Source organism: Haloleucobacter ellipsoideus (genome assembly GCF_052491725.1).
Window position 1 is genome coordinate 56,677 of the sequence record NZ_JBQWAR010000013.1, and the last position, 22,832, is coordinate 79,508.

The following is a 22,832-nucleotide window of genomic DNA, read 5'->3' on the forward strand; positions in this document are numbered from 1 at the left end:
ATGCAGCACACCTCTCCCCCATGACATTTGATCCCTCACCCGAACAGTCTCCGGCCGATATCCAGATCGACATCCGCAATGTCGGCAAGGTTTATGGCACCAAGACCTCGGATTCACCCGTCATCGCGCTGGATGGCGTCAATCTTCAGATCCGCCGGGGTGAGTTCATCTCCCTGCTTGGGCCTTCCGGCTGCGGAAAATCCACCCTGCTCGGCATCATTGCCGGCTTTCAGGCTGCAAGCAGCGGACAGATTCTTCAGGATGGCACCCCCATTACCAAGCCCGGCCCATCCCGCACTGTCGTGTTTCAGGACTACGCCCTGTTTGGCTGGATGACCGTGCAGCAGAATGTCGAGTTTGGCCTGAAAGCGAAGAGAATGCCGAAGGCCGAGCGCGCCGAACTGGCCCGCTCCCTGATCGCGACCGTTCATCTCTCCGGCTTTGAGGACAAATATCCGCACCAGATGTCCGGCGGCATGAAGCAACGCGCCGCCATCGCCCGCGCCCTCGCGCCGGATCCGGATATTCTGCTGATGGATGAACCCTTTGGAGCACTTGATGCACAGACCCGCGTGCTCCTTCAGGAAGAAATTGCCCGCATCTCGACGGAGGCCGGCAAGACCGTGATTTTCGTCACCCATGGCATTGATGAGGCTGTGTTCCTCGCCGATCGCGTGGTGGTGATGAGCCCCCGGCCGGGCCGGGTGCGTGAAGAGGTGGCGGTGCCGCTTCCAAGGCCGCGTACGGCCGAGATGCGGTCTGATCCATGGTTCGTTTCCACGGTGAATGACCTGTGGGAAACGCTCAAGCCGGAATGGCAGAAAGGGGAATAATCGTGACCTCAGGAATTTCACGCCGCCGCTTCGGCCAGTTGGCCATTGGCCTCGCCGCCACGCTCCCGCTCGCAAAGCCCACCATCCTGCGCGCGCAGGAAGGCGATGTGGTTCGGATGTGCTGGTTCAACACAACCACCGTATCGGCCCAGATCGCCCATGTGCTCATGCGCACGGACATTCCCGCCCGCAACGGCCTGAAAGTGGAGCTGATCCAGCTCGCCGCCTCCCCCGCCATCACCGAGGCGCTGGTCTCTGGTGCCGGTGATGTGGGCACGCTTTCGGACTTTGCCGCCGTCACCACCATGGCCATCAATGCGCCGGTCACCACCGTTGCCTCGCAGGCCCGCTTCCGTTCGGCGATCCTCGCCAGCAAGAAGTCCGGCATCACCAGGATGGAGGATCTGCGCGGCAAGCAGGTCTATGGCACATTCGGCATCACCGCTTTCCAAAATGCACAGGATGCCGTGCTCAAGGCCGGTCTTGTTCCTGGCAAGGATGTGACCTTCGTGAATGTCGGCCCGGCAGAACTTGCCGATGCGGTAGGCGCACAGCGCATCGACGCCTTTTTCTCCTATGACCCCTTTGTCAGCTATTTTGAAAGCACCGGCCACGCGCAGGTGATTTCCGAAAACCTGACCCCCGTCATCGCCCTCTCGGCCAATAACCGCTTTCTCCAGCAGAAGCCGGATGTGCTGAAGCGCCTGCTCATGGCCAATGCGCAGGCCCTGTTCTTCGCCGCCCAGAACAACAATCTGGTCAATGGCTGGTTCCGCACGCTTGAGCCGGCCAAGAATATTCCCGAGCCCGTGCTCCAGAAGGCTTCCAGTTACGATCCGGCGTGGAGCGCGAAGACCTTTACCGACATCAAGGTTGCACTTTCGCCCGAGCAGATCGCCCAGATGGAAACACTGGCGAAATGGGGGGTCGAGGCCAAGCTGCTGCCACGCCTGCCGGATGTTCCAAAATTCATCAACACGGAGATCGCCAGTGCGGTGGACAGGGAAATCGAGGCCGGCGGGTTCGACGTGAAGAGCGTGAAGATCCTGCGCGCCTGAGCCCCGCCACGCACATGCCTGATCCTGCCGGTGGCGTTCACACAGCACCCCCACGCCGCCGGCAGCCCGGCCAATCCTGACCCGACGGGATTGGCCGGGCATCCGGCCCACAACCACCCGCCGGGCCAACCGGTGGAATGCGGACAAACGCAGGGAGACGAGAGTGGACCCAGCACCACCTGCAAGCCGCCATTTTGATTTCGGCGCCATGCCTGCCGCAGACCGTTACCGCATGCTGGCCTCAACCATCATGCCGCGCCCCATCGCATGGGTGGTGACCTGCAGTGCGGACGGGGTGGTGAACGCAGCCCCCTATTCCTTCTTCAATTTCTTTGGGGCGGATGAACCTGTTCTGGCAATCGGCATCCTTGCGCGGCCGGGCGCACCAAAGGATACCGCCGCCAATATCCGCGCAACGGGTGAGTTCGTGGTCAATCTGGTGCCTTACGCACTGGCCGAGGCCATGAACATCACCTGCGTGGAGGCACCGCCCGAGGTGGATGAGACCGCGCTCGCCGGCCTTGAAACAACACCCAGCCTTGCCATCCGGCCACCGCGCATCACGGCCTCCCCGGTCGGGTTTGAATGCCGCCTGCTGCACCTTCTGGAGACCGGCCCCGGCCAGCTTCTCGCCGTGGGCAAGGTGCTGCATGCCCATTACGCGGAACATGTTCTCACCGGCAATCCCGCACGCCCGCGCATCGACACGGCGGCCCTTGACCTCGTCGGGCGCATGCACGGGGCTTCAACCTATACCCGCACCCGTGACCTGTTCGACCTGCCCCGCCCGCTGTGGCGCGAGGGGGCGGCTGATGTCGCGGCACAGCACAAGGAATGAGCACAATGTCCAGGATCAAGGTCGCCGCCATTCAGGCCGCAACCATTCCCTTCGATGGCCCTGCCGCAACAGCGCGCACCGCGGCTCTTATGGCCGAAGCGGCCGCAACCGGAGCAAAGCTCGCGGTTTTCCCGGAGGCCTTCATTGGCGGCTACCCCAAGGGGCTGGACTTCGGCTGCTGCATCGGCCGACGGACGGCGGAAGGGCGAGCGGATTTCGCGCGCTATGTGAAAGGCTCCATCACGGTTCCCGGCCCTGAGGTCGACCAGCTTGTCGCCGCCTGCGCAGCGCATGATATCCATGCGGTTGTGGGCGTGATGGAACGCGATGGCGGCACGCTCTATTGCACCGCGCTTTATCTCTCCCCCGAAGGACTTCTCGGCAAGCACCGCAAGGTGATGCCCACGGGCTCCGAGCGTCTGGTGTGGGGCTTTGGTGATGGCTCGACACTGACGGTTGTCGATACGCCCCTTGGCCGGCTTGGCGGCGCAATCTGCTGGGAGCATTACATGCCGCTGATGCGGGCGGCCTATTATGCCAAGGGGGTCCAGATCTGGGCCGCACCCACGGCAGATGATCGCGAAACATGGGTCGCCACCATGCAGCATGTGGCGATGGAAGGCCGGTGCTTTGTCATCGGCGCATGCCAGGTGATGCGGCGCTCGGACTTCCCGGAGGATTATGCCAGCCGGATTGATGCCGAACCGGATGAATGGATGATGCACGGCCGCTCGGTCATTGTCGGCCCGCTGGGAGACATTCTGGCCGGCCCGCTGGTGGATGCGGAAGGCATTCTGACTGCAGAGATTGATACGGACGAGCTGATCGGTGCCAGGCTGGATTTCGACCCTGTCGGCCATTATGCCCGCCCGGACCTGTTCAGCCTGCGCGTGGATGAAACCCCGCACCGCCCGGTGGTGACCCGCACAGCAGAGCCGGAAGAAGAGGTCAGCGTGGAGCTGAAGGCATAAGCGTCGCCACTCCGGCAACCGACAGATCCTGAAGCTCCGGGCACATCGTGTCCGGAGCTTCAGGCACAGGCCAGTGCAACAGAAGAAGCGGTGAAAAGGGCACGGCTGGCTCTGCCTGCGGCCATCTCTTTCCGGCGCCGCCCTGAAATGGTTCGCCTTATCCTCGGGAACGAAAAGAACATATTGCGAACGCGGAACATATAGAGTACATCACCGGCAACAGTATTTTTCCTTGCGCCAATATCGGAGCGCAGCGATGACTCAGGCCACACTCCGACTCGTCGAAGGTTCTTCAATGGATAAAACCAAAGCTCTGGACGCCGCGCTTTCCCAGATCGAACGCCACTTCGGCAAAGGCTCGATCATGCGGCTTGGCAAAGGCAAGGCTCTGGATATCGAGAGCATTTCCACCGGCTCTCTGGGGCTGGACATTGCGCTTGGCATTGGCGGGCTGCCCAAGGGCCGTATTGTCGAGATCTATGGCCCTGAATCATCCGGCAAGACCACCCTTGCCCTGCACACCGTTGCAGAGGCGCAAAAGGGTGGAGGCGTGTGCGCCTTCATTGATGCCGAGCATGCGCTGGACCCTGTCTATGCCAGAAAGCTGGGCGTCGACCTCGACGAACTGCTGATTTCCCAGCCGGATGCGGGTGAGCAGGCGCTTGAAATTGCCGATACGCTGGTGCGCTCCGGTGCGGTGGATGTTCTGGTGGTGGATTCTGTCGCCGCCCTCACCCCGCGCGCCGAGCTTGAAGGCGAGATGGGTGACAACCAGCCCGGCATGCAGGCCCGCCTCATGAGCCAGGCGCTGCGCAAGCTCACGGCTTCCATCTCCAAATCCAAGACCATGGTCATCTTCATCAACCAGATCCGGATGAAGATCGGTGTGGTTTATGGTTCGCCGGAAGTGACCACAGGCGGCAACGCCCTGAAATTCTATGCCTCCGTGCGCCTCGACATCCGCCGTATCGGTGCGATCAAGGACCGGGATGAGGTGGTTGGCAACCAGACCCGCGTGAAAGTGGTGAAGAACAAGCTTGCCCCGCCCTTCAAGCAGGTTGAGTTCGACATCATGTATGGCGAGGGCATTTCCAAGCTGGGCGAACTGATCGACCTTGGCGTGAAAGCCGGGATCGTCGAAAAGTCTGGCGCCTGGTTCTCCTATGACAGCCAGCGCCTTGGACAGGGCCGCGAGAATGTGAAGAACTTCCTGCGGCAGAATACGGAAGTTGCAGAGCGCATCGAGGCGGCCATTCGCCAGAATGCCGGCCTGATTGCCTCGAAAATTCTGGAAGGCGAGCCAGAGGCCGATGCGGATGGGGAAGAGCCCGTCGAGTGACGCGATGCCGGTGCGCACAAGCATGCCCGCGCCGGCCCTTCTTCTTCATGCAGGCAAAAAGGGGCGCATCATCCATGCGCCCCTTTTTTCATGGCCTGAGAGCCCTGTGCGCAAGCCATGCAGGCCGCAGGACTTTCACAGCAGATATCAGTTCATCCGCCGCAGGGCAGAAAGCACTTCAAGGCTGGCATAACCATCTGCCGGCTTGATGCCGCTATGCTGCTGGAAGGAGCGCACGGCCCGCATGGTGGCGGGGCCAACGCGCCCATCCGTGCCGGATGTATCAAAGCCCGCATAGGTCAGGCGTGTTTGCAGCTCCTGCAACTCGGCAATGCTGAGCGCCCGCTCACCACCGGGCCAGGGGGTCACGAATGGGGCACCGCCCATGATGCGATCACCCAGATGCACCACGGCGAGCGCATAATTGTTGGAGGGGTTATAGCTGCGCACGGCATAGAAATTATGCATCAGCAGCAAGGTTGGGCCGCCATCCCCGCCGGGCTGCCACAGGCGCGCCTGATCACCCAGCCCCCGGAAAGACTGGCCATCGATCGTCGTCACCCCCAGCCTTGACCACTGGTCGAGGCTGCGCCGCTCCTTGGTGTTGTTGATCAGGCTGCGATCAAACCCCGCCGGCACGCGCACCTCATAGCCCCAGGGCTCACCACGGCGATATTTGCCGCGCTTCACCAGATAATTGGCCGTGCCAGCCAGCGCATCATCCGGGCGGCCATAGGGGAAGATCTTGCCATCGCCGTCAAAATCGACGCCCATATTGAGCCAGACTTCCGGCATCCACTGCGTATGCCCCATGGCACCCGCCCATGAGCCTGTCATCTGCTCGGGCTTGGCCCAGCCGCGATCCACGATCACCAGCGCGTTCAGCAGCTCGGTTTCCCAGTATTTCCGGCGGCGCTTGTCACCCCAGGCGAGGGCCGCCAGAGAGGGGAAGATCGGCTTCATATGGTCGGAGCTTTTCAGCACATCACCAAATGCGCTTTCCATGCCCCAATAGCCCAGCATCACATTGCGATCGACACCGATGCGGTTTTCGATGCGGTTGAAAAGCCCGGCATATTGCTGCGCCCGCTCGCGCCCCACCGAAATACGCCAGTCCGAGACGCGGCGGTTGAGATACTGCCACGGCTTCTCAGTGAATTCCGGCTGCGCCCGGTCATGGGCATAGACGCTGGTATCCGGCTTCAGGCCGCGAAAGACGGAATCATAGGTGGCATCAGAGATGCCGCGCGCCCGCGCCCGGGCACGAAAATCCTGCACCCACTGCGGAAAGGGCTTCTCCGCCTGTTGCGCCAATGCACGCACAGGCCAGCTCAGGCTGCCGGCACCGGCGAAAGCCGCGCTCAACAGGCCAAGAGAAACACTGCGACGGTCAAGATGGAGGGACATGGCGTTACTCCCTGAATTCAGCAGGCCGCTGCCAAAGGCGAGGCCATTATTTCCGGCACCGCCACGGAACGCGAAAGAAGCGCGGAAACGCGCGTCGCATTCATCGGGTGCAGGGTCGAAATCAAACGCACCGCCCCACCGCCGGCATCTGCCGCCGGATGGGCCGGAGCCTCACCCAAAAGCTGGATCACGCGGCGGGCGATCGCCGGCGCCGGGTCTATCCAGGATACGGGCCAGGGCGCGAGCGTGCGCAGACGCTCCAAAAGAAGAGGATAATGCGTGCAGGCCAGCACGACCGTATCGGTGCGGCGACCATCCTCATCCACAAAACACGGGGCGATTTCAGCCCGAATGGCCTCATCGGAAACAGGGCGCCCGCCCATGTCATCCTCGACAAGCCCGGCAAGACGGGAGCTGGGCACGAGGTTCACATCGCAGGCGCCCGCAAATTCACGGATAAGGGATGCGGTATAATCACGGCGCACCGTGGCCGGTGTCGCCAGAATGCTGATGCGCCTGCTGCGCGAGCCGGCGCAGGCGGGCTTCACGGCCGGCACGGTGCCCACGAATGGCAGATCGGGATAGCGCGCCCGCAGACCCGGCAGCGCAAGTGTGGAGGCCGTATTGCAGGCAATCACCACCAGAGAGGGATGGATCTGCGCAATCAGCGCATCCAGAACCGTATCCACACGCGCCACCAGAGCGGCATCGCTGAGTGCACCATATGGAAAGCCCGCATCATCCGCCGCATAGGCGAACCGCGCATCCGGCCGCGCCTTGGCGATCTCCCGGAAGACAGAGAGACCGCCGACACCGGAATCGAAAACCAGAATGGTCGGGGTCGGATGGGACACGGGCACAGCTCTCTTGGCAATCACGAGCAATGCCAAGGCTTATCCCTGACATCGCAGGCGATATTGTGACCGTGCGACGTAAAGGAATGGCTAATGAATGGTGCACGGGCCATCCATTCCGGCCCGCCGCCCTCTGCGCATCCGCCGTCCGTCCGCCTCCCGCCCGGCAGCAGCTAGCCCTGGAATTCCGGGATCTGGAGCACGAGACCATTCAGCTTGTCGCTGATCTGGATCTGGCAGGAGAGGCGGGAATTGGGGCGCACGTCGGTGGCAAAATCCAGCATGCCCTCCTCCATCTCGGAAGGCTCGCCCACCACATCGGTCCATTCCGGCCCGACATAGACATGGCAGGTGGCACAGGCGCAGGCACCGCCACATTCGGCTGGAATGCCCGGAACGCCGTTGCGCACGGCAGCTTCCATGGCGGTGGAGCCTTCAGGGGCATCCACCTCGTGGCGGGTTCCGTTGAATTCGATGAAAGTGATGGCGACCATGGACCTATCGCAACATGGAATTAGATGAACTCAAAGCCTTTACCCCTTGCCATTGCAAGAAGCCAGAGCCCATTGCGTCGCGGCGTTAACGATATCTTCATTCTTTGGGCACGGTCGGTTCAATCTGTCTGCCCCAGCCATTAAGATAACGAAGAATAAACCATTATCCGTGGTCCGCATGGCCACAGGAATGGCGTTCGAAATGGGCGAGGTCCGGCATCTGCCGGTCCACTGGCAAAGGCGACGCAACATGAACAATTCGAAGAAGATCGAGGATCCTACGGAGGCCGCTCTCTCGGCGATCCAGGAAGCCCTGACGCTGGAATTGGAGAATGCGCAGTCTGAAGCCGAAGTCGGGCGGCCGGTGCTGCAACGTGCGGCAGGCGCGGAAGACATGATGTTTCCCGAGCGACCAGCTCTGCAGGAGCGGCCCGCGCCGCCCGTGAGCAGCCGCCCGCTGAACCGCCGCGTCGACCATAACGAGGAGCGCCCTGCCCGCCCGCGCCTCGAAAATACCGAACGCCGCGCCGCCAATGATGATCGCCAGTCCTTCGGCCAGCTTGTGAACCAGATCAAGAGCCGCCCCAATTATGCCCCCTACTGGTGGGCCGCGGGCGCCTCCGTGCTCTGGATCGTGACCGGTATCGCCCTGGCCTTCGCCTATCATCGCGGATTGGTGGAGAGTTCCGACGGGGTGGAATCCCTGCTCGGCTCCCCGGCCCTGCTGGGCGTGTTCGCCTCCATCCTCATTCCGCCCATGGGCTTCTTTGGCATGGCGGCCATCACGCGCCGCTCGCAGGATCTGGAAATCATCGCCCGCTCCATGACGGATGTGGCGCTGCGCCTTGCCCAGCCGGAATCCATCGCCACCGAATCCGTCGTCACCGTGGGTCAGGCCGTGCGTCGCGAGGTGGCGGCCATGGCTGAAGGCGTGGACCGCGCCATGGCCCGCGCCAGCGAGCTGGAAGCCATGGTGCGCACCGAGGTCTCCATCCTCGAGCGCGCCTATGAGGAAAACGAGATCCGCATCCGCTCGCTGGTGGATGACCTTCAGGCCGAGCGCCACTCCATCCAGCTGGAGACAGAGCGCCTGCGTGAAGGCATTGCCGGCACGGAGACGATTCTTTCCGAAGAGGTTCGCCTCATCTCCGCCCGCATCAACGACACCATGCTGGAAGCCAGCGAGCAGGTGACGGAGATTCTCGGCCAGAAGGGCGAGCACATCACCGCCGCGCTCGCCCGCGTGGGCGATGCGATGATCGACAGCCTCACCAACAAGGGCTCGGAGCTGATCGACCGCCTGCAGCTCACCGGCGCGGAGATCCGCGAGGATCTGTCCAATTCCGGCGACCTTCTGGTCCAGACCCTCAAGACCCGCACGGATGATCTGGCCGGCAACCTGCTGTCCACCACCTCTGATGTGGCCATGCTGATCGACAGCTGGGGCCAGGGCGTGAACGGCAATCTGGACCAGCTCCGCGCCAGCATCTCTGATGCCCTGGACGAGCACACCCTGAAGCTGACCAGTGCCATTGATGAGCGCATTGGTGTGGCGGGTGAAACCCTGCGCGTCACCAGTGACAGCATCGTTGCCGATTTCGGCATGCGCAGCGATGAACTGGTGCGCAATCTCGAAGAGCGCAGCCAGAAGGCGGCGGAAGTGCTCTCCACCCGTGGCCTCGGGCTGGCGGAACAGATCCAGTCGGCCAGTGACCGCATCTATGAAGCCGTGGTCGAGCGCGGGGACAGCCTGCCCCAGCGTCTGGCGGAAACCGGCGAGCGCATCACCAGCTCTCTCGACCGTTCCGGTGTGGAGATCACCTCTGCGCTGGTGGAGAAGGGCACGGAGATTGCCGAATCGCTCTCCCAGGCCAGCTCCGACATGACCGAGCGCCTGACCACCGTGGGCACGGAAGTGACCAAGGCCATTGGTGCGCGCGGCAGCAAGGTGACGGATTCCTTCCGTGAGACGGCCGATCTGCTCACCGTGTCCATCGGCAAGAAGGGCGATGCCATCAAGGAGATGCTCACCTCGCGGCTCACCGCCATCGAGGAAACCATCTCCGTGCAGGGCAGCCAGCTTGCGGAGCGGCTGCATCAGGAAGGTGCCTCCCTCACCCGCACCCTGCAGGATGGCGTGAAGGCCTTCGACACCACCGTGAAGGTGCATGCGCCGGAGCTGGTGGACCAGATCCATGTCCGGGTGAACTCGGTGAACGAGAATCTGCGCCTGACCGTGGAAGCGCTGGACGAACGCCTGGCAGCCACCACCTCCACCGTGGCCGATGCCATGGATCAGCGCCTGGCCCGCATCGAGCAGACGCTCGACCAGCGGACCCAGAGCTTCTCGGAGACCTTTGCCTCCCGCACCCTCGCCTTCGCCCGCTCGCTCGCGGATGGAACGCGCGGCACGACCGAGGCGCTGGAGAAGTCTGTCGAAACGCTGGATGCCCTGTTCGAGAACCGCTCGCGCGCCATTGGCGAAACGCTGGTGGAACATGCCGAGGCCGCCAACCGCACCCTCGGCAACCGGGCGCAGGATGTCGCCTCCATGCTGGATTCGCGTGTCGCGCGGATCGAGGAGCAGGTGTTCGGCCGCTTCGAGAATATCGCCGATACTTTCGAGACCCGCTCCGCCGCCATGGCCGATACGCTGGCCAACCGCGTGGAAAGCGTCTCCGGCGCGCTGAAGAGCAATGCCGCGGAGGTGGAGCGCTCGCTCACCACCCTGTCGCAGAATGTCACTTCCTCGCTCAGCACCCATGCCGAGAAGGTCGCCGAATCTCTCGGCGAGCGCCTCAATGAGATTGCCCATCTCATCGATGACAAGAATGGCGCCTTCCTCGTGGCGCTTGAGCGCACCAGCCAGCGGGCGGTGAGCGAGATCACCTCCACCAACACCGCTCTCAAGGGCGATGTGCAGGCCATCATTGAACGGCTGGGAGAGGCCAACTCCACCTTCCAGACGGCGATGAACAATGCCGTCAGCAATCTGGGAGACTTTTCCGGCACGTTCGCCCAGCAGGTTGAGGGCTTCAACCAGACGGTGGGCCAGATTGGCCAGAGCGTGGAAAGCTCGGCCCAGCGCTTTGATGAGCAGATCACGTCCCTCAAGGCTCTCTCCACCGGCGCCCTTTCTGATGTGAACGGGCTTGCAGACCGGCTGGAACAGCAGGGCCGCCTGCTGAGCGATGCCTCTCAGGCTCTGGGCGCCACCCATGACCGCGTGGAAGCTTCCCTCGCTGCCCGTCGTGCAGCCATGGAAGAGCTTTCCACGGCGCTCGTGACGCGGGTGAGCGATCTGGAAAACCGCCTCCAGTCCTTCCACACCATGATGGAGACCAGCTTCAGGACCACGCAGGACCGGGTGCGCCAGATCGCGATCTCGGTTTCCGAAGCCAACAGCAGCTCCACCAAGCTTGTCGATGGCCAGTTCGAGCGTGTGCGCCATGCGGCGGATACAGAGCGGGAACGCACGGTCGCCGCCCTGCGCCAGACCTATGACGCCGCCCTGAGGGACATGCAGGCCCTGTTCGGCGAAACCGGCTCCCGCTTTGCCGATGCCGCACTGGAACTGAAGAAGACCGCACAGGATGTGCAGCACTCCATTGAACTTGCACGCGAGGAAATGAAGCGCGGTATCCTTGAGCTGCCGGCTGAAACAGAGGCAAGTGCCGCCACCATGCGCCGCGCCGTTGCGGAGCAGATTAAGGCGCTTGCGGAGCTCAACCAGATCGTCGCCCGTCAGGGCCAGACCCTGGATGTGGTGGAGGCAGGGGCCCGCTCGGTGGCGCAGACCATCTCCCGCAGCCACCCTGCCCGCGAGGCTGCCCCCGCGCGCACCCTGAAGGATATGCCCCTGTCTGCCCCACGGCCCGGGAAGGCTCCCGGTGCAGACATGTCCGAAGCCAATCTGGACACCCTTGCCGCCCATGTGGCGCATATGGTGGACCAGCAGATGCTGGCGGATGCGTGGGAACATTATCTGGCCGGCAAGCAGGCAAGCTTCTCGACCCGCATCTACAGCCCCCAGGGCCGCAAGATGTTCGAGAAGCTGCAACGGCGCTATCGTGAGGAAGACGCCTTCCGCAAGGCGGCGGATGCCTCTCTCGGGGAATTCGACCAGATGCTCGACAAGATCAGCGCGAATGATGCCAGCCTCGCGCAGACGCGGAAGCAGCTCTCGACAGCGAAGGGCCGGGCCTACACCCTGCTGGCCCACGCCGCCGGTCGCTTCGCATGAATGAACAGGCCGGTGTTGTCACACACCGGCCTGTTTTCCATCCGCGGCCATACTCGCGCTGTCACATGCGGGTTGTGCCCACCAGCTTTCATGCCGCAACCGGAACCGTTCCGGCAGCGGAAACCATCACAGGCCCAGCGGGAGCTTCCATCTCATGAAGACCTATATCTGCGCTGCCTATGCCGGCGGCCAGGGTAAAACCACTCTGGCCCAGATGACCTTCTCTGCGCTGCGCAAGCGAGAACTGAACTACAAGCTGGTGGCCGCCGATTTCACCGATGGCACCGGCCATTCCAAGATCGGCAAGTTCTTCCCCACCAAGGTGCTGGAACTGGGCATCGGCTCATCCCTCGCCTCCAGCAAGACCGAAAATGACTCCAACGCGCCCCTGCGCTACTGGGACCGTTTCGGCGGGCTGCTGCTGACCGGCGGCGCGGTGCTCGATCTTGGGGCGAATGTGGTGCCGCAACTGGTGCAGTGGGCGCATCACCGCCGTGTGTCCCACATCATGCAGCAGCGCAACTCACCGGAAATCGACCTGCTGGTGGTGACCAAGCCGGAGACCCATTCCATCGAGAACGTCTCCACCCTGATTGAGGATGTGGTGGTGGGCGGGGCTCTGCCTGTCAGCAATATCGTCGTGGTGAAGAATGAGGTCGGCGGCAGTTTCGAGAGCTTTGATCTCAGCCGCATCAAGAGGGCCGCGGAAGGGCGCAGCCTGACATTCGTCTCCATTCCCCGCTGCACATCGGAACTGTGGCCGCATCTGGAGCGCACCTTTACCCCTGTTGAGGACGCCCTTTCGGCAACCGAGAACGAGCTGGCCGAGAAGTTCGATATCGAGATCTGGGCCGCCTATGCAGGCCTGATGGATCTGCGCACCTGGACTGAAGAGGTCTATTCCGAGCTGGCAAAGGCCGGCATCTGACAGGACCCGGAGAAATCCCACCAACACAAAAGGCCGGCAGAGTGATCTGCCGGCCTTTTTGTTTTCATGTCCATGGCTTCATGCGGCCGGAGTGGGCAAGGGTCAAGAAACGCGGCTGAATATATACCGCTGAGGACAGCCCTCCCCGCACTGGGCTCCACCCGTCAGACGGCCATTATCCGCCCTGCCGCCATGTGCGGACAGAGGCTAGAAATAACGCGCCGCCCAGCGCACCAGCTCCACCAGGACCTGATCCGAGGCCTGATCCAGCGCCTGCGTCACCGCCGCACCGGAAGAGCCGGAAGCCGGAACGCTGGCCTTGAACACCTTCGCGGCAAGGATGTTTCCGCTGCGATTGTTGACGACCTTGGCGGAGATCTCCACCACAGCCATCGGGCCCTCCGGGGTGACCCGCATGCCGAAGGTGCGGATATCGCTGAGAAGCTGATAATCCCCGCTCACACCATCATTGGGCCGTGCGACACGGCGCAGATTGCTGCCATTCTCGAAGGCCTGAATGATCCGCGCCTGAAGCAGGGAGGGCAGCTGGTCCGCCCACTGGGCATCCCCCAGATAGGCCACCTGTCCGCCACCGGGCTCCACCATGATCTTGTCGGTATTCAGAACGGCCAGAGCGGAGGGGGTGGCGACAATGAGCTGCCCGCTGCCCCGGCCCCCGGCCGAGAAGCCGGAAGGGGCGGAAAGATTATAGGTCGGTGTCGGCATGGAACCGCATGCCGCCAGAAGCAGCGCAAGCCCCAGCCCGGCCACAAGGCGCACACCACCGCCTGCAAGGGCGCGCCCGCATGCATTCCGGTTCGGGCCCTGCGTCTTGTGCGCAACCTTCCGCGAGGCACGTTTCGTACGGCACGAATGGGTCATAAGCTGCTCATCGCCTGTAAGTGGGCACGGATGATCCACCGCCCGTAATGAACTGTTGCGGATTGCGCTGGATGGAGCGCAACACACGATCGATCTCATTCAGCGTGCGCTGTCCATCCGAGGCCAGGGCCTGGTACTGGCGCAGGGTCGGACCGGCCAGACGGTTCACCTCATTGGTGATGACCGCGGTGCGCTTGTCCAGATTGTCAGCCAGAACCCGCACGGATTCCGCAGCCGCGGTGGCCTGCATGAGAATGCCGTCCTTGTCCTCTGTCGCGGCCTTCAGGTTCAGCACCATGGCGTCCACATTGTTGGCCACCTCATTGAGGCGCACCACCAGCTTGTCCGCCTCCTGGACGATATTGCTCACATTCTCCGAGCGCTCGGCCAGCGCCTTGGTGAAGACCTCGACATTGGACACGATAACCCGCACATCATTCGGGTTGATGGCGCTGAGAACCTCTTCAATCTTCTGGGCCACGGTCTGCGCGGAATCCACCAGCCCGGCAAAGCCCAGCGTGCCCAGTGCCGGAATGCGCGGATAACCGCTCGGCCCCACCTGCAAGGGCGGGGCATCCGGCTTTCCGCCTGAAATCATCACCGCGACAATGCCGGTGATGCCCTGCATCTGCAAACCGGCGCGCGCATCCGCAAGCACCGGCACATTGCTGTTGATGCCCACCATCACCTGCACTTCACCCGGCTGCCCGGGCACCAGCCCAAGCTTGGTCACCTGCCCGACAGGAATACCGTTGAACAGCACGGCATTCCCTTCCTGAAGGCCCGCGACCGAGCCCTTGAAAATGATCTCGTAGATCTTGCGACCGCTGGTGTCCTCAGGACCGGCAAACCAATACACAAAGCCAAAAGCGGCCGCGAAGACGGCCAGCGTGAAGGCTCCGATAATGGTGTAATTGGCTCGTGTCTCCATCCCGCTCTCTCGATCGTGCGCCGCGCCCCGTCGGCCTGCCTCTGGGGTTTAGCTGCGCCCCGCCTGAACCGCTCGCGCCCGCGAACCATGGAAATAGGCCCGCAGCCAGGGATGCTGCGCCGCCATCATGTCTTCAATCGTACCCTGAGCAATCACCTTGCCATCCCCCAGTGCAGCGATCCTGTCGCAAACGGAGTGAAGGCTGTCCAGATCGTGAGTTACCATGAAAACGGTAAGGCCCAAAGTCTGCTGCAAGGTGCGGATGAGTTCATCAAATTCGCCGGCGCCGATGGGGTCGAGGCCGGAGGTCGGCTCATCCAGAAACAGGATCTCCGGGTCAAGGGCAAGCGAGCGGGCAAGGGCCGCGCGCTTGATCATGCCGCCGGAAAGCTCCGAGGGCAGCTTTTCCGCCACATCGGGCTTCAGTCCCACCATCTCGATCTTGGCGAAGGTGATGTCATCCATCAGGCGCTGCGAGATCTTCAGATGTTCCCGGATCGGAAACTCGATATTCTGCTTCACGGTGAGTGATGAGAACAGCGCGCCCTGCTGGAACAGCACCCCCCAGCGCCGCTCCAGAGCCGAGCGCTGGCGTTCATTGAGGTCATCAAGGTTTTGTCCGAAAACCTCGACATCTCCCGAACGCTTGGGCAGCAGGCCGAGAATGGTGCGGGTGAGTACGGACTTGCCGCCGCCAGAGGCTCCCACGAAGCCCAGAATCTCGCCGCGATAGATATCGAGGTTGAGATGGTTGAGAATCACCTTGTCGCCAAAGCCGACCACAATGTCCCGCACGCGAATGATCGCCTCGCGGTCTGGCCTTTGTGCGGGGGTGAGGCTGGTCGTGTCCATCCGCCCCTCACATATTGATGCTGGCGAAGAAGATGGCGAAGAGGCCATCCATCACGATCACCAGAAAGATGGCCTTGACCACCGATGCCGTCGTGCGCGTGCCCAGCGATTCCGCACTGCCGCCCACCCGCATGCCCTCCATGCAGGCCACAAGGCCGATGGTCGCGGCCATGAAGGGCGCCTTGTACATGCCGACCTCGAACTGATCGAGGTCGATCGCCAGCTTGAGGCGGGACATGAAGACATCCGGGGGAATATCGCCATACATCCAGCACACCAGCCCGCCCCCGATCAGGGCCGACATGGAACCGATGAAGGCGAGCAGCGGCAGGGCAATGATCAGCGCCACGAGGCGCGGAACCACCAGCACCTCGATCGGGTCGAACCCCATCACGCGCAGGGCGTCCATCTCCTCGCGCATGCGCATGGAGCCGAGTTCGGCCGTATAGGCGCTGCCGGAGCGGCCGGCGAGCATGATGGCGACAATCAGCACGCCCAGCTCGCGCAGAACCAGCACGCCCACCATGTCCACCACATAGATGGCTGCGCCGAAACTGCTGAAATGGAAGATGCCCTGCTGGGCAATGATACAGCCGATGAGGAAGGTGATGAGGATGATGATCGGCACGGCCCGCAGGCCCACCCTGTCCATCTGCGCCACCATGGAGGTGAAGCGGAAGGTGCGCGGGCGAACGGCCACGCGCATCATGGCCGCCATCACCGCGCCCACGAAATTCAGAAGCACCACCGCATCCCGAGCCATGGACACCACCTGGTGCCCCAGCAGCTCAAGGCCCTTCTCGCGGTGCCGTGCCGGCGGGCGGGGCTGGTCTGCTCCACGCTCCACCTCCTGCTCCAGCACCTTGAAGCGGTCTGCAAGACCGATCACGCGCGGGGCATGGTTTCCGTGGGTCCAGCTCTGCAACAGCCGTTCCAGCAGCAATACGCCAAACGTATCCATGCGCTGGATGCCAGACAGATCAATCGTCACACCTTCAGGATCAGGATAGCGCGCGGTTGCGGCGTCCACTTCCTGCTCCAGAAACGCGGCATGCTCGGATGTCCACAGGCCCTGACCGACCACATTCAGGCCGTTCTCCTGCAACTGCACCGAAATCAACGCGCTCTGCGGCAATGCAAGTCTCCCGAGACCTCCCTGACGGACTGCCGCCCCCGGGCCCGTACGGATCATCCGCCCCCGCGCTCTTCTGCAAACCACGCCCCATGGGCAGGCAAAAGAAGCTGGAGCCAGACCGGCCTGCTTAACGAATCCATCAATACAGAACCGTAAGAATATCGCTTACCACATACTGAACCCGGCTTGTCAGGTCGAGCCCCCGCTCTGGCGTGGTTTTTTGGACACATAGGCTTTTGAGGCACACTTCTCTTGTCATGATCCCTCATCCTCCCGTTCCGAAACAGGTTTTCCATGCCCGCCCTTGATGTTCACATTGTCACATTTCCCATAGCGGGAACCTTCACCATCGCCCGCGGCTCGAAGACACAGGCCGTGGTGGTGGAGGCGCAGCTGAGCGATGGCCCCTTCCGCGGGCGCGGGGAATGCGTGCCCTATGCCCGCTATGGAGAGACAGTCGAGGGCGTGCGTGAGGCGATTGAATCGGTTGCGGCAGACATTGCGGCGGGGCTCACCCGCGCCGGGCTGCAACAGCGCCTGCCGGCCGGTGCCGCGCGCAATGCCCTTGATTGCGCCTTGTGGGATCTTGAGGCCAAGCGCTCCAGAATTCCCGCCGCCCGGAGCGCGGGTTGCGCGCCCCTCAAGCCGCTCACCACCGCCTATACGCTCAGCCTGGACAGCCCCGGTGCCATGGCCGATGCCGCCGCCCGCGCCAGGGACAAGCGCCTGCTCAAGCTCAAGCTGGGCGCCGAGGGGGACAGGGAGCGCCTCGCCGCCATTCGCGCTGCCGCGCCTTCTGCCCGGCTGATCGTGGATGCCAATGAGGGCTGGAGCGCGACAGAGCTGCCCGGCCTGCTGGAAGCCTGCGCCGCTGCGGGTGTGGAACTTGTGGAGCAGCCTCTCCCGGCAGGAGAGGATGAGGCGCTGGCCCGCATGCCTCATCCTGTCCCCATCTGTGCGGATGAAAGCGTTCATACCCGTGCAGGGCTTGCAGAACTGCGCACGCGTTATGATGCGGTCAATATCAAGCTGGACAAGACAGGCGGCCTGACCGAGGCCCTCGCCATGGCGGATGAGGCCGAAAGGCTGGGATTTGGCCTCATGGTGGGGTGCATGCTGGCCAGTTCACTGGCCATGGCCCCGGCCCTGCTGCTGGCCCAGCGGGCGCAGGTGGTGGATCTGGATGGACCGCTGCTTCTGGCGCAGGACCGCACGCCGGCCCTGCATTATGAGGGCGATCAGGTCTTCCCGCCCGCTCCGGCCCTATGGGGCTGAAGCCGGACGCAGCGCCCGCGCCACCAGCGCGACAAGGGCGCCGATGCCTCCCATGGCTGCGGAAATGAGGAAGGCATGGGCGCCCAGCTTCACCCATAACAGGCCAGCCACCACGCTGCCTCCCGCCATCATGAGGCTGACCGTCCATGAGGCCAGGGACTGGGCGGAAGCGGAGCGGTGCTCCGCCACTCCGCGTGCCACCAGCTCCACCATGCCAAGATAGGTTGCCCCGAAAGTAAAGGCGTGAAGAAGCTGGAGCGGCACCAGCAGCATGAGTGGCGGATCAAACGCCATGGCCCCGAAACGCAGCACGGCGGCAAGCCCCCCCAGCATGATGAGCCCGAGCGCGCCGAAACGCATGACCAGACGGGTGCCGAACCGGAACAGCATGATTTCCGCTGCCACCCCCACGGCCCAGAGCATGCCGATAATGGTCAGAGAATAGCCCTCCGCCCGCCACTGCATGGAGCCAAAGGCATAAAGCTGGGCATGGCTGGCCTGCACCAGTGCAACGCCCGCCACCCCCAGCACCAGCCACAGATGCCCGGCAATGCCCCCCGCTCCCGCGCGCGGCGGTGGTGGCGCCGGGCGCTCCAGTTCCGGCACGGTTGAAAGGCACAGCAGATAGAGCAGATGCCCGGCCAGCATCAGCGTCACCACCACGCCGGCCCCCAGCGCCGTGACGATGAAGCCACCGGCCAGATTGGCCACCAGAAAGGCCCCCGAGCCCCATTGGCGCGCGCGCCCATAATCCACCTGCCCCGCCCGCGCCTGCCGTGCGGTATAGGAATCCAGAAGCGAAAAGCTTGGGTTCCAGCTCAATGCCGTCAGACCAAGCGTGAGGCTGATGAGCAGCGGGTCCACACTGAAGGCCAGGGCGATGGTGCTGAGAATGGTCGCGACGCCCAGAACCAGCAGAACCGCGCGCGGACGCCCCACCTTGTCTGAAACGAAGCCCAGTATGGGGGTCGCGAACAGGCGGGCAACCAGCGGAACGGCGATCACCACGCCAATCTCCTCAGGCCCCAGGCCTCGATATTGGAGCCAGAGCGGGAGGAACGGAACCTGTATGCCAAGCGGCCAGTAGAAGGCCGCAAAAGTCGCCCCCAGCAGAAGCGGCAAGGGCCAGCGCGGCCCGGAAGGCTGCGGTGCACTGCTCCCGCTCTTGCGCGCCTGCGCCCCTGCATCGGTGCCAGATCGTGCGGGCGCGCTTTTCTGGGAAGCTTGAGCAGACATTCAACCGGCTTTCACAAGCATGCAGGCCGCGCCAGTGCGCGCCACCCTCAGGCGCACAGGCGCACTGGCACGCCATGGATGTGCGCCTGCCATAGCGCATTCTGAAGGGAAGTCGATACTGCCCGCACAAGACGAGGCCGCCTGCCGCGGCCCGACGTCCTTCAGGGCAAGGGATTGGCTGCGCCCGCGCGCCGCCTGTGCCGTCTCAGCCCCCGACCGGCGCTGGCTTCTCCCGTCGGGTCAGCCAGTATCTCCGGGCAATGGGACCGATATTGTGCGCTTCCAGAACATTTTCCAGAAACTGCCGGGCACTTTCCCGCCATGTATAGCGCAAGGCAAAGCGGCGGGCCGCCTCGGGTGACAGTTCCAATGCCCGCAGGCAGGCCGAGCGCAGATCCTCATCCAGAATGCCAACCGGCTCTGTCGCATCCGCCAGCACATCCATGGGACCGGTGACAGGATAGGCCGCCACGGGCAGGCCGCTGGCCAGCGCCTCCAGCAGCACGATGCCGAATGTATCCGTACGGCTGGGAAAGCAGAAGACATCACAGGCAGAATAGACCCGTGCGAGCGCCTCCCCCTCCCGCGCGCCGAGGAAGCGCACCTGCGGATAACGCGCCTTCAGCTCCTCCAGCGCCGGGCCACTGCCCACCACCACCTTGGTTCCCGGCAGATCCAGCCGGAGAAAGGCCTCGATATTCTTTTCCACCGCCACACGCCCGACAAACAGGAAGCGCGGGCCCGGCAAGGCGCGGATTTCGGCATCGGCATCATCCGGCCGGGGGCGGAACAGCTCGGCATCCACCCCGCGCGACCAGCGCATGAGGCGACGGAAACCGCGCGCCTCCAGGTCCCGTTCCAGGGTTGCGGTGGAAACCATGACTCCACCGGCCGCATTATGGAACGCGCGCAGCCAGGCATAGCTCGCCCGCTCCGGCACCGGCACACGGGCGGAGAGATATTCGGGAAACTTCGTGTGGTAGGACGTGGTGAAGGTGCGATGCTGGGCAATGCAGGCCCGCCGCACCAGCATGCCGATAGGCCCCTCGGTGGCGATATGGACGAAGTCCGGGTCGATCTCCTCGATCCGCCGACGGATCATACCGGGGGTGACGAGAGCGAGGCGGATCTCGTCATAAGTGGGCAGGCCCACCGTGCGATAGCCCTCGGGCGTGAGGAACGCGATCTCCGCCCCCAGATGCACGGCCTCCTGCGCCAGATATTCCAGCGAACGCACCACGCCATTGATCTGGGGATGCCACGCATCCGTGGCCACAAGCACACGCATCATGCGGCTGCCTGCGTCCCTTCCTTCACCGATGACAAACTCCTGTCCGTCTCGGTTTGCATCCGGCGTGTCCAGCACAGAATCTCCATTCGCCCATCTTCATGCTCGGCTATGGCGGTGCAGCTTTCAACCCAGTCACCGCAATTGAGATAATGTACGCCGAACTGGTCATGGATGACCGCGTGATGGATGTGCCCGCAAATGACCCCATCCACCTCGCGCCGGCGCGCCTCATCTGCCACCGCCTCCTCGAACTTGCCAATATAGTTCACCGCATTCTTCACCTTCAGCTTGGCCCACTGGCTGAGAGACCAGTAGGTGAGCCCGAGCTTGCGGCGAATGAGGTTCACATAGGTATTGATGCCGAGCGCGGCGGTGTAGGCGCCATCGCCCAGAAAGGCGAGCCACCGGGCATGGCGCACCACCACATCGAACACATCTCCATGGATGACGAGATAGCGCTTGCCATCCGCCGCCTCATGAATGGCGGTCTCCACCACATCTATGCCACCGAAATGGGTGCCATAATAATCGCGCAGGAACTCATCGTGATTGCCGGGGAGATAGACGATGCGCGCGCCCTTGCGCCCCTTGCGCAACAGCTTCTGCACCACATCATTATGCTGCTGGGGCCAGTACCAGGAGGATTTCAGCCGCCAGCCATCCACGATATCACCCACCAGATAGATGATATCGGCATCATTATATTTGAGGAAATCGAGCAGCAGATCGGCCTGGCAGCCGCGTGTACCCAGATGCACATCGGAGATGAACAGTGCCCGGTAACGGCGCTCCTGCGGCTCCGTGCCGGCATGCGCAACGGCGCTGACTGGTAGATTGGCCTGGCCGGTCGTATCCATGGCGGACCCCGCTTTGTCCCGGACCGGAACTGCGAAGACCAGGATTTGAGAATTCCGGCCACAGGGGCCTGCCGAACTCTCGCCTCGCCTTGGGAACCGGAACGGGCGCACTTCAAGAAGCACGGACAGACTTAGCCGGAGTCCCCTGTCTGTTTTATGACGCACTGCGAAAGACCGTGATTCATGGCCCGTCTGCGCCCCCCGTCTGCGCCCCAGGGCGACAGCGGGGCCGCAGCCCCGCCACGCCTTCTCACTGCAATGTGGTATGGGCCAGCCAGCTCGTGACAGTGCCCAGCGCATCACGCTTGTTGCCGGTGCGGTGGCGGGCTTCCTCGAACATGGCGAGCTGAATGTCCGCGCTCGTGCCCTGCTCGGCAATGGTGCGCACATGCAGCAGCTCTTTCAGGCTGCCCAGCGCATCGGCATCCTCGGCCACCAGATTGACGAGCCCCTCCACCGCATCACGAACCGAAATGGCCCGGCGCTGGGTCAGGTCCACGAACGAGCCATGGATGCCATAGCGCTGGGCGCGCCACTTGTTCTCATCCGCAATGGCGCGATCCACCGTGCCCACCTCGCGATTATGGTGCGGGTTGCGCACCAGAAAGCGCACCAGCGCCCGGTAGAGCGCGGCGATGGCGATGGTGTCCTCCAGCCGGGTGCAACTGTCTGGCGCGCGCAGCTCCAGGGTCGGGGCGGTGCGGGAGGGGCGCACCACCCACCACACGGAATTGGAATCCGACATCATGCGCGCCGCCACCAGCGCATCCACATAGCGCTCATAGGCAGCATTGTTCTCGAACATTTCCGGCAGGCCGGTGCGGGGCAGCTCATCTCCGGCCGCGAGGCGATAGCCCAGCAGCCCGGTCTGCTTCGAGGCCCAGAAGGGCGAGGAAGTGGAGAGCGCGATGAAATGCGGAATATAGGGAACGATCCGGCGCATGACATCCACGCGCTGGTCCGGGTCCGGCAATTCCACCTGCACATGAAGGCCGCAGACCATGCTGCGCTCGGCGAGCATCTGCAGGTCTGTCATCATGCCATCATAGCGTGTGGAGCGCGTATCGCGCGCACTGTCGAAAGTTGCGGTGGGATGGGTTCCGGCAGCCAGAATGCTCAGGCCGTGCTGTTCCCCCACAGCCCCAGCGAGCTGCCGCAGGTTGCGCAGATCCTCCGCCACCTCCTGCATGGACATGCCGGGCGCCGTCCCCACCTCGATCTGCCAGGGAAGCACCTCGCCAGCCAGGCGCCCCCTTGCGCCATCATCGCCCGTCAGCCGCTCTTCCAGCTCCTGACGGAAGCCGGCTGGAAGGCGCTTCTGGGCGGACTTGGATGCTGCGTCAATGACGAAGAACTCCTCCTCGATGCCGAATCGGTAGTGCTGCGACATGTGACACCCTCATAGAAT

General features: G+C 63.3%; 19 protein-coding genes. 8 read left to right on the forward strand and 11 right to left on the reverse strand.

The features are described 5' to 3' along the window. Nucleotides 1-20: 20 nt before the first annotated feature. The 5 genes from ACT6QG_RS02480 to recA all read left to right on the forward strand — a co-directional run bounded on the left by ACT6QG_RS02480 (nt 21) and on the right by recA (nt 5,039). A complete protein-coding gene (locus ACT6QG_RS02480) occupies nt 21-833 on the forward strand; it encodes an ABC transporter ATP-binding protein (protein ID WP_444976049.1) in 813 nt (270 codons plus the stop codon). A gap of 2 nt (nt 834-835) precedes the next feature. Further along, complete coding sequence (locus tag ACT6QG_RS02485; protein ID WP_444976014.1) at nt 836-1,891, forward strand: ABC transporter substrate-binding protein; 1,056 nt, start codon at nt 836-838, stop codon at nt 1,889-1,891. A gap of 208 nt (nt 1,892-2,099) precedes the next feature. Continuing rightward, nucleotides 2,100-2,729, forward strand: coding sequence for a flavin reductase family protein (locus tag ACT6QG_RS02490; RefSeq protein ID WP_444976050.1), 630 nt, complete (start codon nt 2,100-2,102; stop codon nt 2,727-2,729). Between the two features lie 5 nt (nt 2,730-2,734). Next, entirely contained in the window at nt 2,735-3,700 is a 966-nt protein-coding gene (locus ACT6QG_RS02495; RefSeq protein ID WP_444976015.1) for a carbon-nitrogen hydrolase family protein, read from the forward strand. A 256-nt stretch (nt 3,701-3,956) separates the two neighbouring features. Then, on the forward strand, nt 3,957-5,039 hold the full coding sequence (gene recA, locus ACT6QG_RS02500) for a recombinase RecA (RefSeq protein ID WP_444976016.1): 1,083 nt from the start codon (nt 3,957-3,959) through the stop codon (nt 5,037-5,039). Nucleotides 5,040-5,186: 147 nt separating this feature from the next. On the opposite strand, the gene ACT6QG_RS02505 is transcribed toward recA, so the two are convergent. The 3 genes from ACT6QG_RS02505 to ACT6QG_RS02515 form a co-directional block, all read right to left on the reverse strand. Then, on the reverse strand, nt 5,187-6,446 hold the full coding sequence (locus ACT6QG_RS02505; RefSeq protein ID WP_444976017.1) for a lytic murein transglycosylase: 1,260 nt from the start codon (nt 6,444-6,446) through the stop codon (nt 5,187-5,189). Nucleotides 6,447-6,463: 17 nt separating this feature from the next. Beyond that, nucleotides 6,464-7,300, reverse strand: a complete 837-nt coding sequence (murI, locus tag ACT6QG_RS02510) for a glutamate racemase (RefSeq protein ID WP_444976018.1) — start codon at nt 7,298-7,300, stop codon at nt 6,464-6,466. A 173-nt stretch (nt 7,301-7,473) separates the two neighbouring features. Continuing rightward, nucleotides 7,474-7,794, reverse strand: coding sequence for a 2Fe-2S iron-sulfur cluster-binding protein (locus ACT6QG_RS02515; protein WP_444976019.1), 321 nt, complete (start codon nt 7,792-7,794; stop codon nt 7,474-7,476). A 250-nt stretch (nt 7,795-8,044) separates the two neighbouring features. Between ACT6QG_RS02515 and ACT6QG_RS02520 the strand changes: the two genes are divergently transcribed. After that, nucleotides 8,045-12,037 carry an apolipoprotein A-IV repeat region-like domain-containing protein gene (locus tag ACT6QG_RS02520; RefSeq protein WP_444976020.1) on the forward strand — a complete coding sequence of 1,331 codons (3,993 nt, stop codon included), beginning with the start codon at nt 8,045-8,047 and terminating at the stop codon, nt 12,035-12,037. 154 nt (nt 12,038-12,191) lie between these two features. Beyond that, nucleotides 12,192-12,965, forward strand: coding sequence for a hypothetical protein (locus ACT6QG_RS02525; RefSeq protein ID WP_444976021.1), 774 nt, complete (start codon nt 12,192-12,194; stop codon nt 12,963-12,965). 207 nt (nt 12,966-13,172) lie between these two features. On the opposite strand, the gene ACT6QG_RS02530 is transcribed toward ACT6QG_RS02525, so the two are convergent. The 4 genes from ACT6QG_RS02530 to ACT6QG_RS02545 are packed head-to-tail and all read right to left on the reverse strand — an operon-like array spanning nt 13,173 to nt 16,765. After that, on the reverse strand, nt 13,173-13,847 hold the full coding sequence (locus tag ACT6QG_RS02530) for an ABC-type transport auxiliary lipoprotein family protein (RefSeq protein WP_444976022.1): 675 nt from the start codon (nt 13,845-13,847) through the stop codon (nt 13,173-13,175). Nucleotides 13,848-13,854: 7 nt separating this feature from the next. Further along, nucleotides 13,855-14,778 (reverse strand): MlaD family protein, encoded by a 924-nt coding sequence (locus ACT6QG_RS02535; protein ID WP_444976023.1) that lies wholly within the window; start codon nt 14,776-14,778, stop codon nt 13,855-13,857. A gap of 48 nt (nt 14,779-14,826) precedes the next feature. Beyond that, nucleotides 14,827-15,630 (reverse strand): ABC transporter ATP-binding protein, encoded by an 804-nt coding sequence (locus tag ACT6QG_RS02540; protein ID WP_444976024.1) that lies wholly within the window; start codon nt 15,628-15,630, stop codon nt 14,827-14,829. A gap of 7 nt (nt 15,631-15,637) precedes the next feature. Further along, nucleotides 15,638-16,765, reverse strand: a complete 1,128-nt coding sequence (locus tag ACT6QG_RS02545; RefSeq protein WP_444976025.1) for an MlaE family ABC transporter permease — start codon at nt 16,763-16,765, stop codon at nt 15,638-15,640. Between the two features lie 294 nt (nt 16,766-17,059). On the opposite strand from ACT6QG_RS02545, the gene dgcA reads away from it, so the two are divergent. Further along, complete coding sequence (gene dgcA / locus ACT6QG_RS02550) at nt 17,060-18,040, forward strand: N-acetyl-D-Glu racemase DgcA (RefSeq protein WP_444976026.1); 981 nt, start codon at nt 17,060-17,062, stop codon at nt 18,038-18,040. On the opposite strand, the gene ACT6QG_RS02555 is transcribed toward dgcA, so the two are convergent. From ACT6QG_RS02555 to ACT6QG_RS02570, 4 genes are all read right to left on the reverse strand, one after another. Beyond that, nucleotides 18,029-19,276, reverse strand: coding sequence for an MFS transporter (locus ACT6QG_RS02555; protein WP_444976027.1), 1,248 nt, complete (start codon nt 19,274-19,276; stop codon nt 18,029-18,031). The two genes, dgcA and ACT6QG_RS02555, sit on opposite strands and share 12 nt — an antisense overlap. Before the next feature lie 205 nt (nt 19,277-19,481). Beyond that, entirely contained in the window at nt 19,482-20,564 is a 1,083-nt protein-coding gene (locus tag ACT6QG_RS02560; RefSeq protein ID WP_444976051.1) for a glycosyltransferase family 4 protein, read from the reverse strand. Next, nucleotides 20,564-21,424 (reverse strand): UDP-2,3-diacylglucosamine diphosphatase, encoded by an 861-nt coding sequence (locus ACT6QG_RS02565; RefSeq protein WP_444976028.1) that lies wholly within the window; start codon nt 21,422-21,424, stop codon nt 20,564-20,566. The genes ACT6QG_RS02560 and ACT6QG_RS02565 overlap by 1 nt, the downstream gene beginning before the upstream one ends. Nucleotides 21,425-21,674: 250 nt before the next feature. After that, nucleotides 21,675-22,814, reverse strand: coding sequence for a carboxylate-amine ligase (locus tag ACT6QG_RS02570; RefSeq protein WP_444976029.1), 1,140 nt, complete (start codon nt 22,812-22,814; stop codon nt 21,675-21,677). Nucleotides 22,815-22,832: the final 18 nt, after the last annotated feature.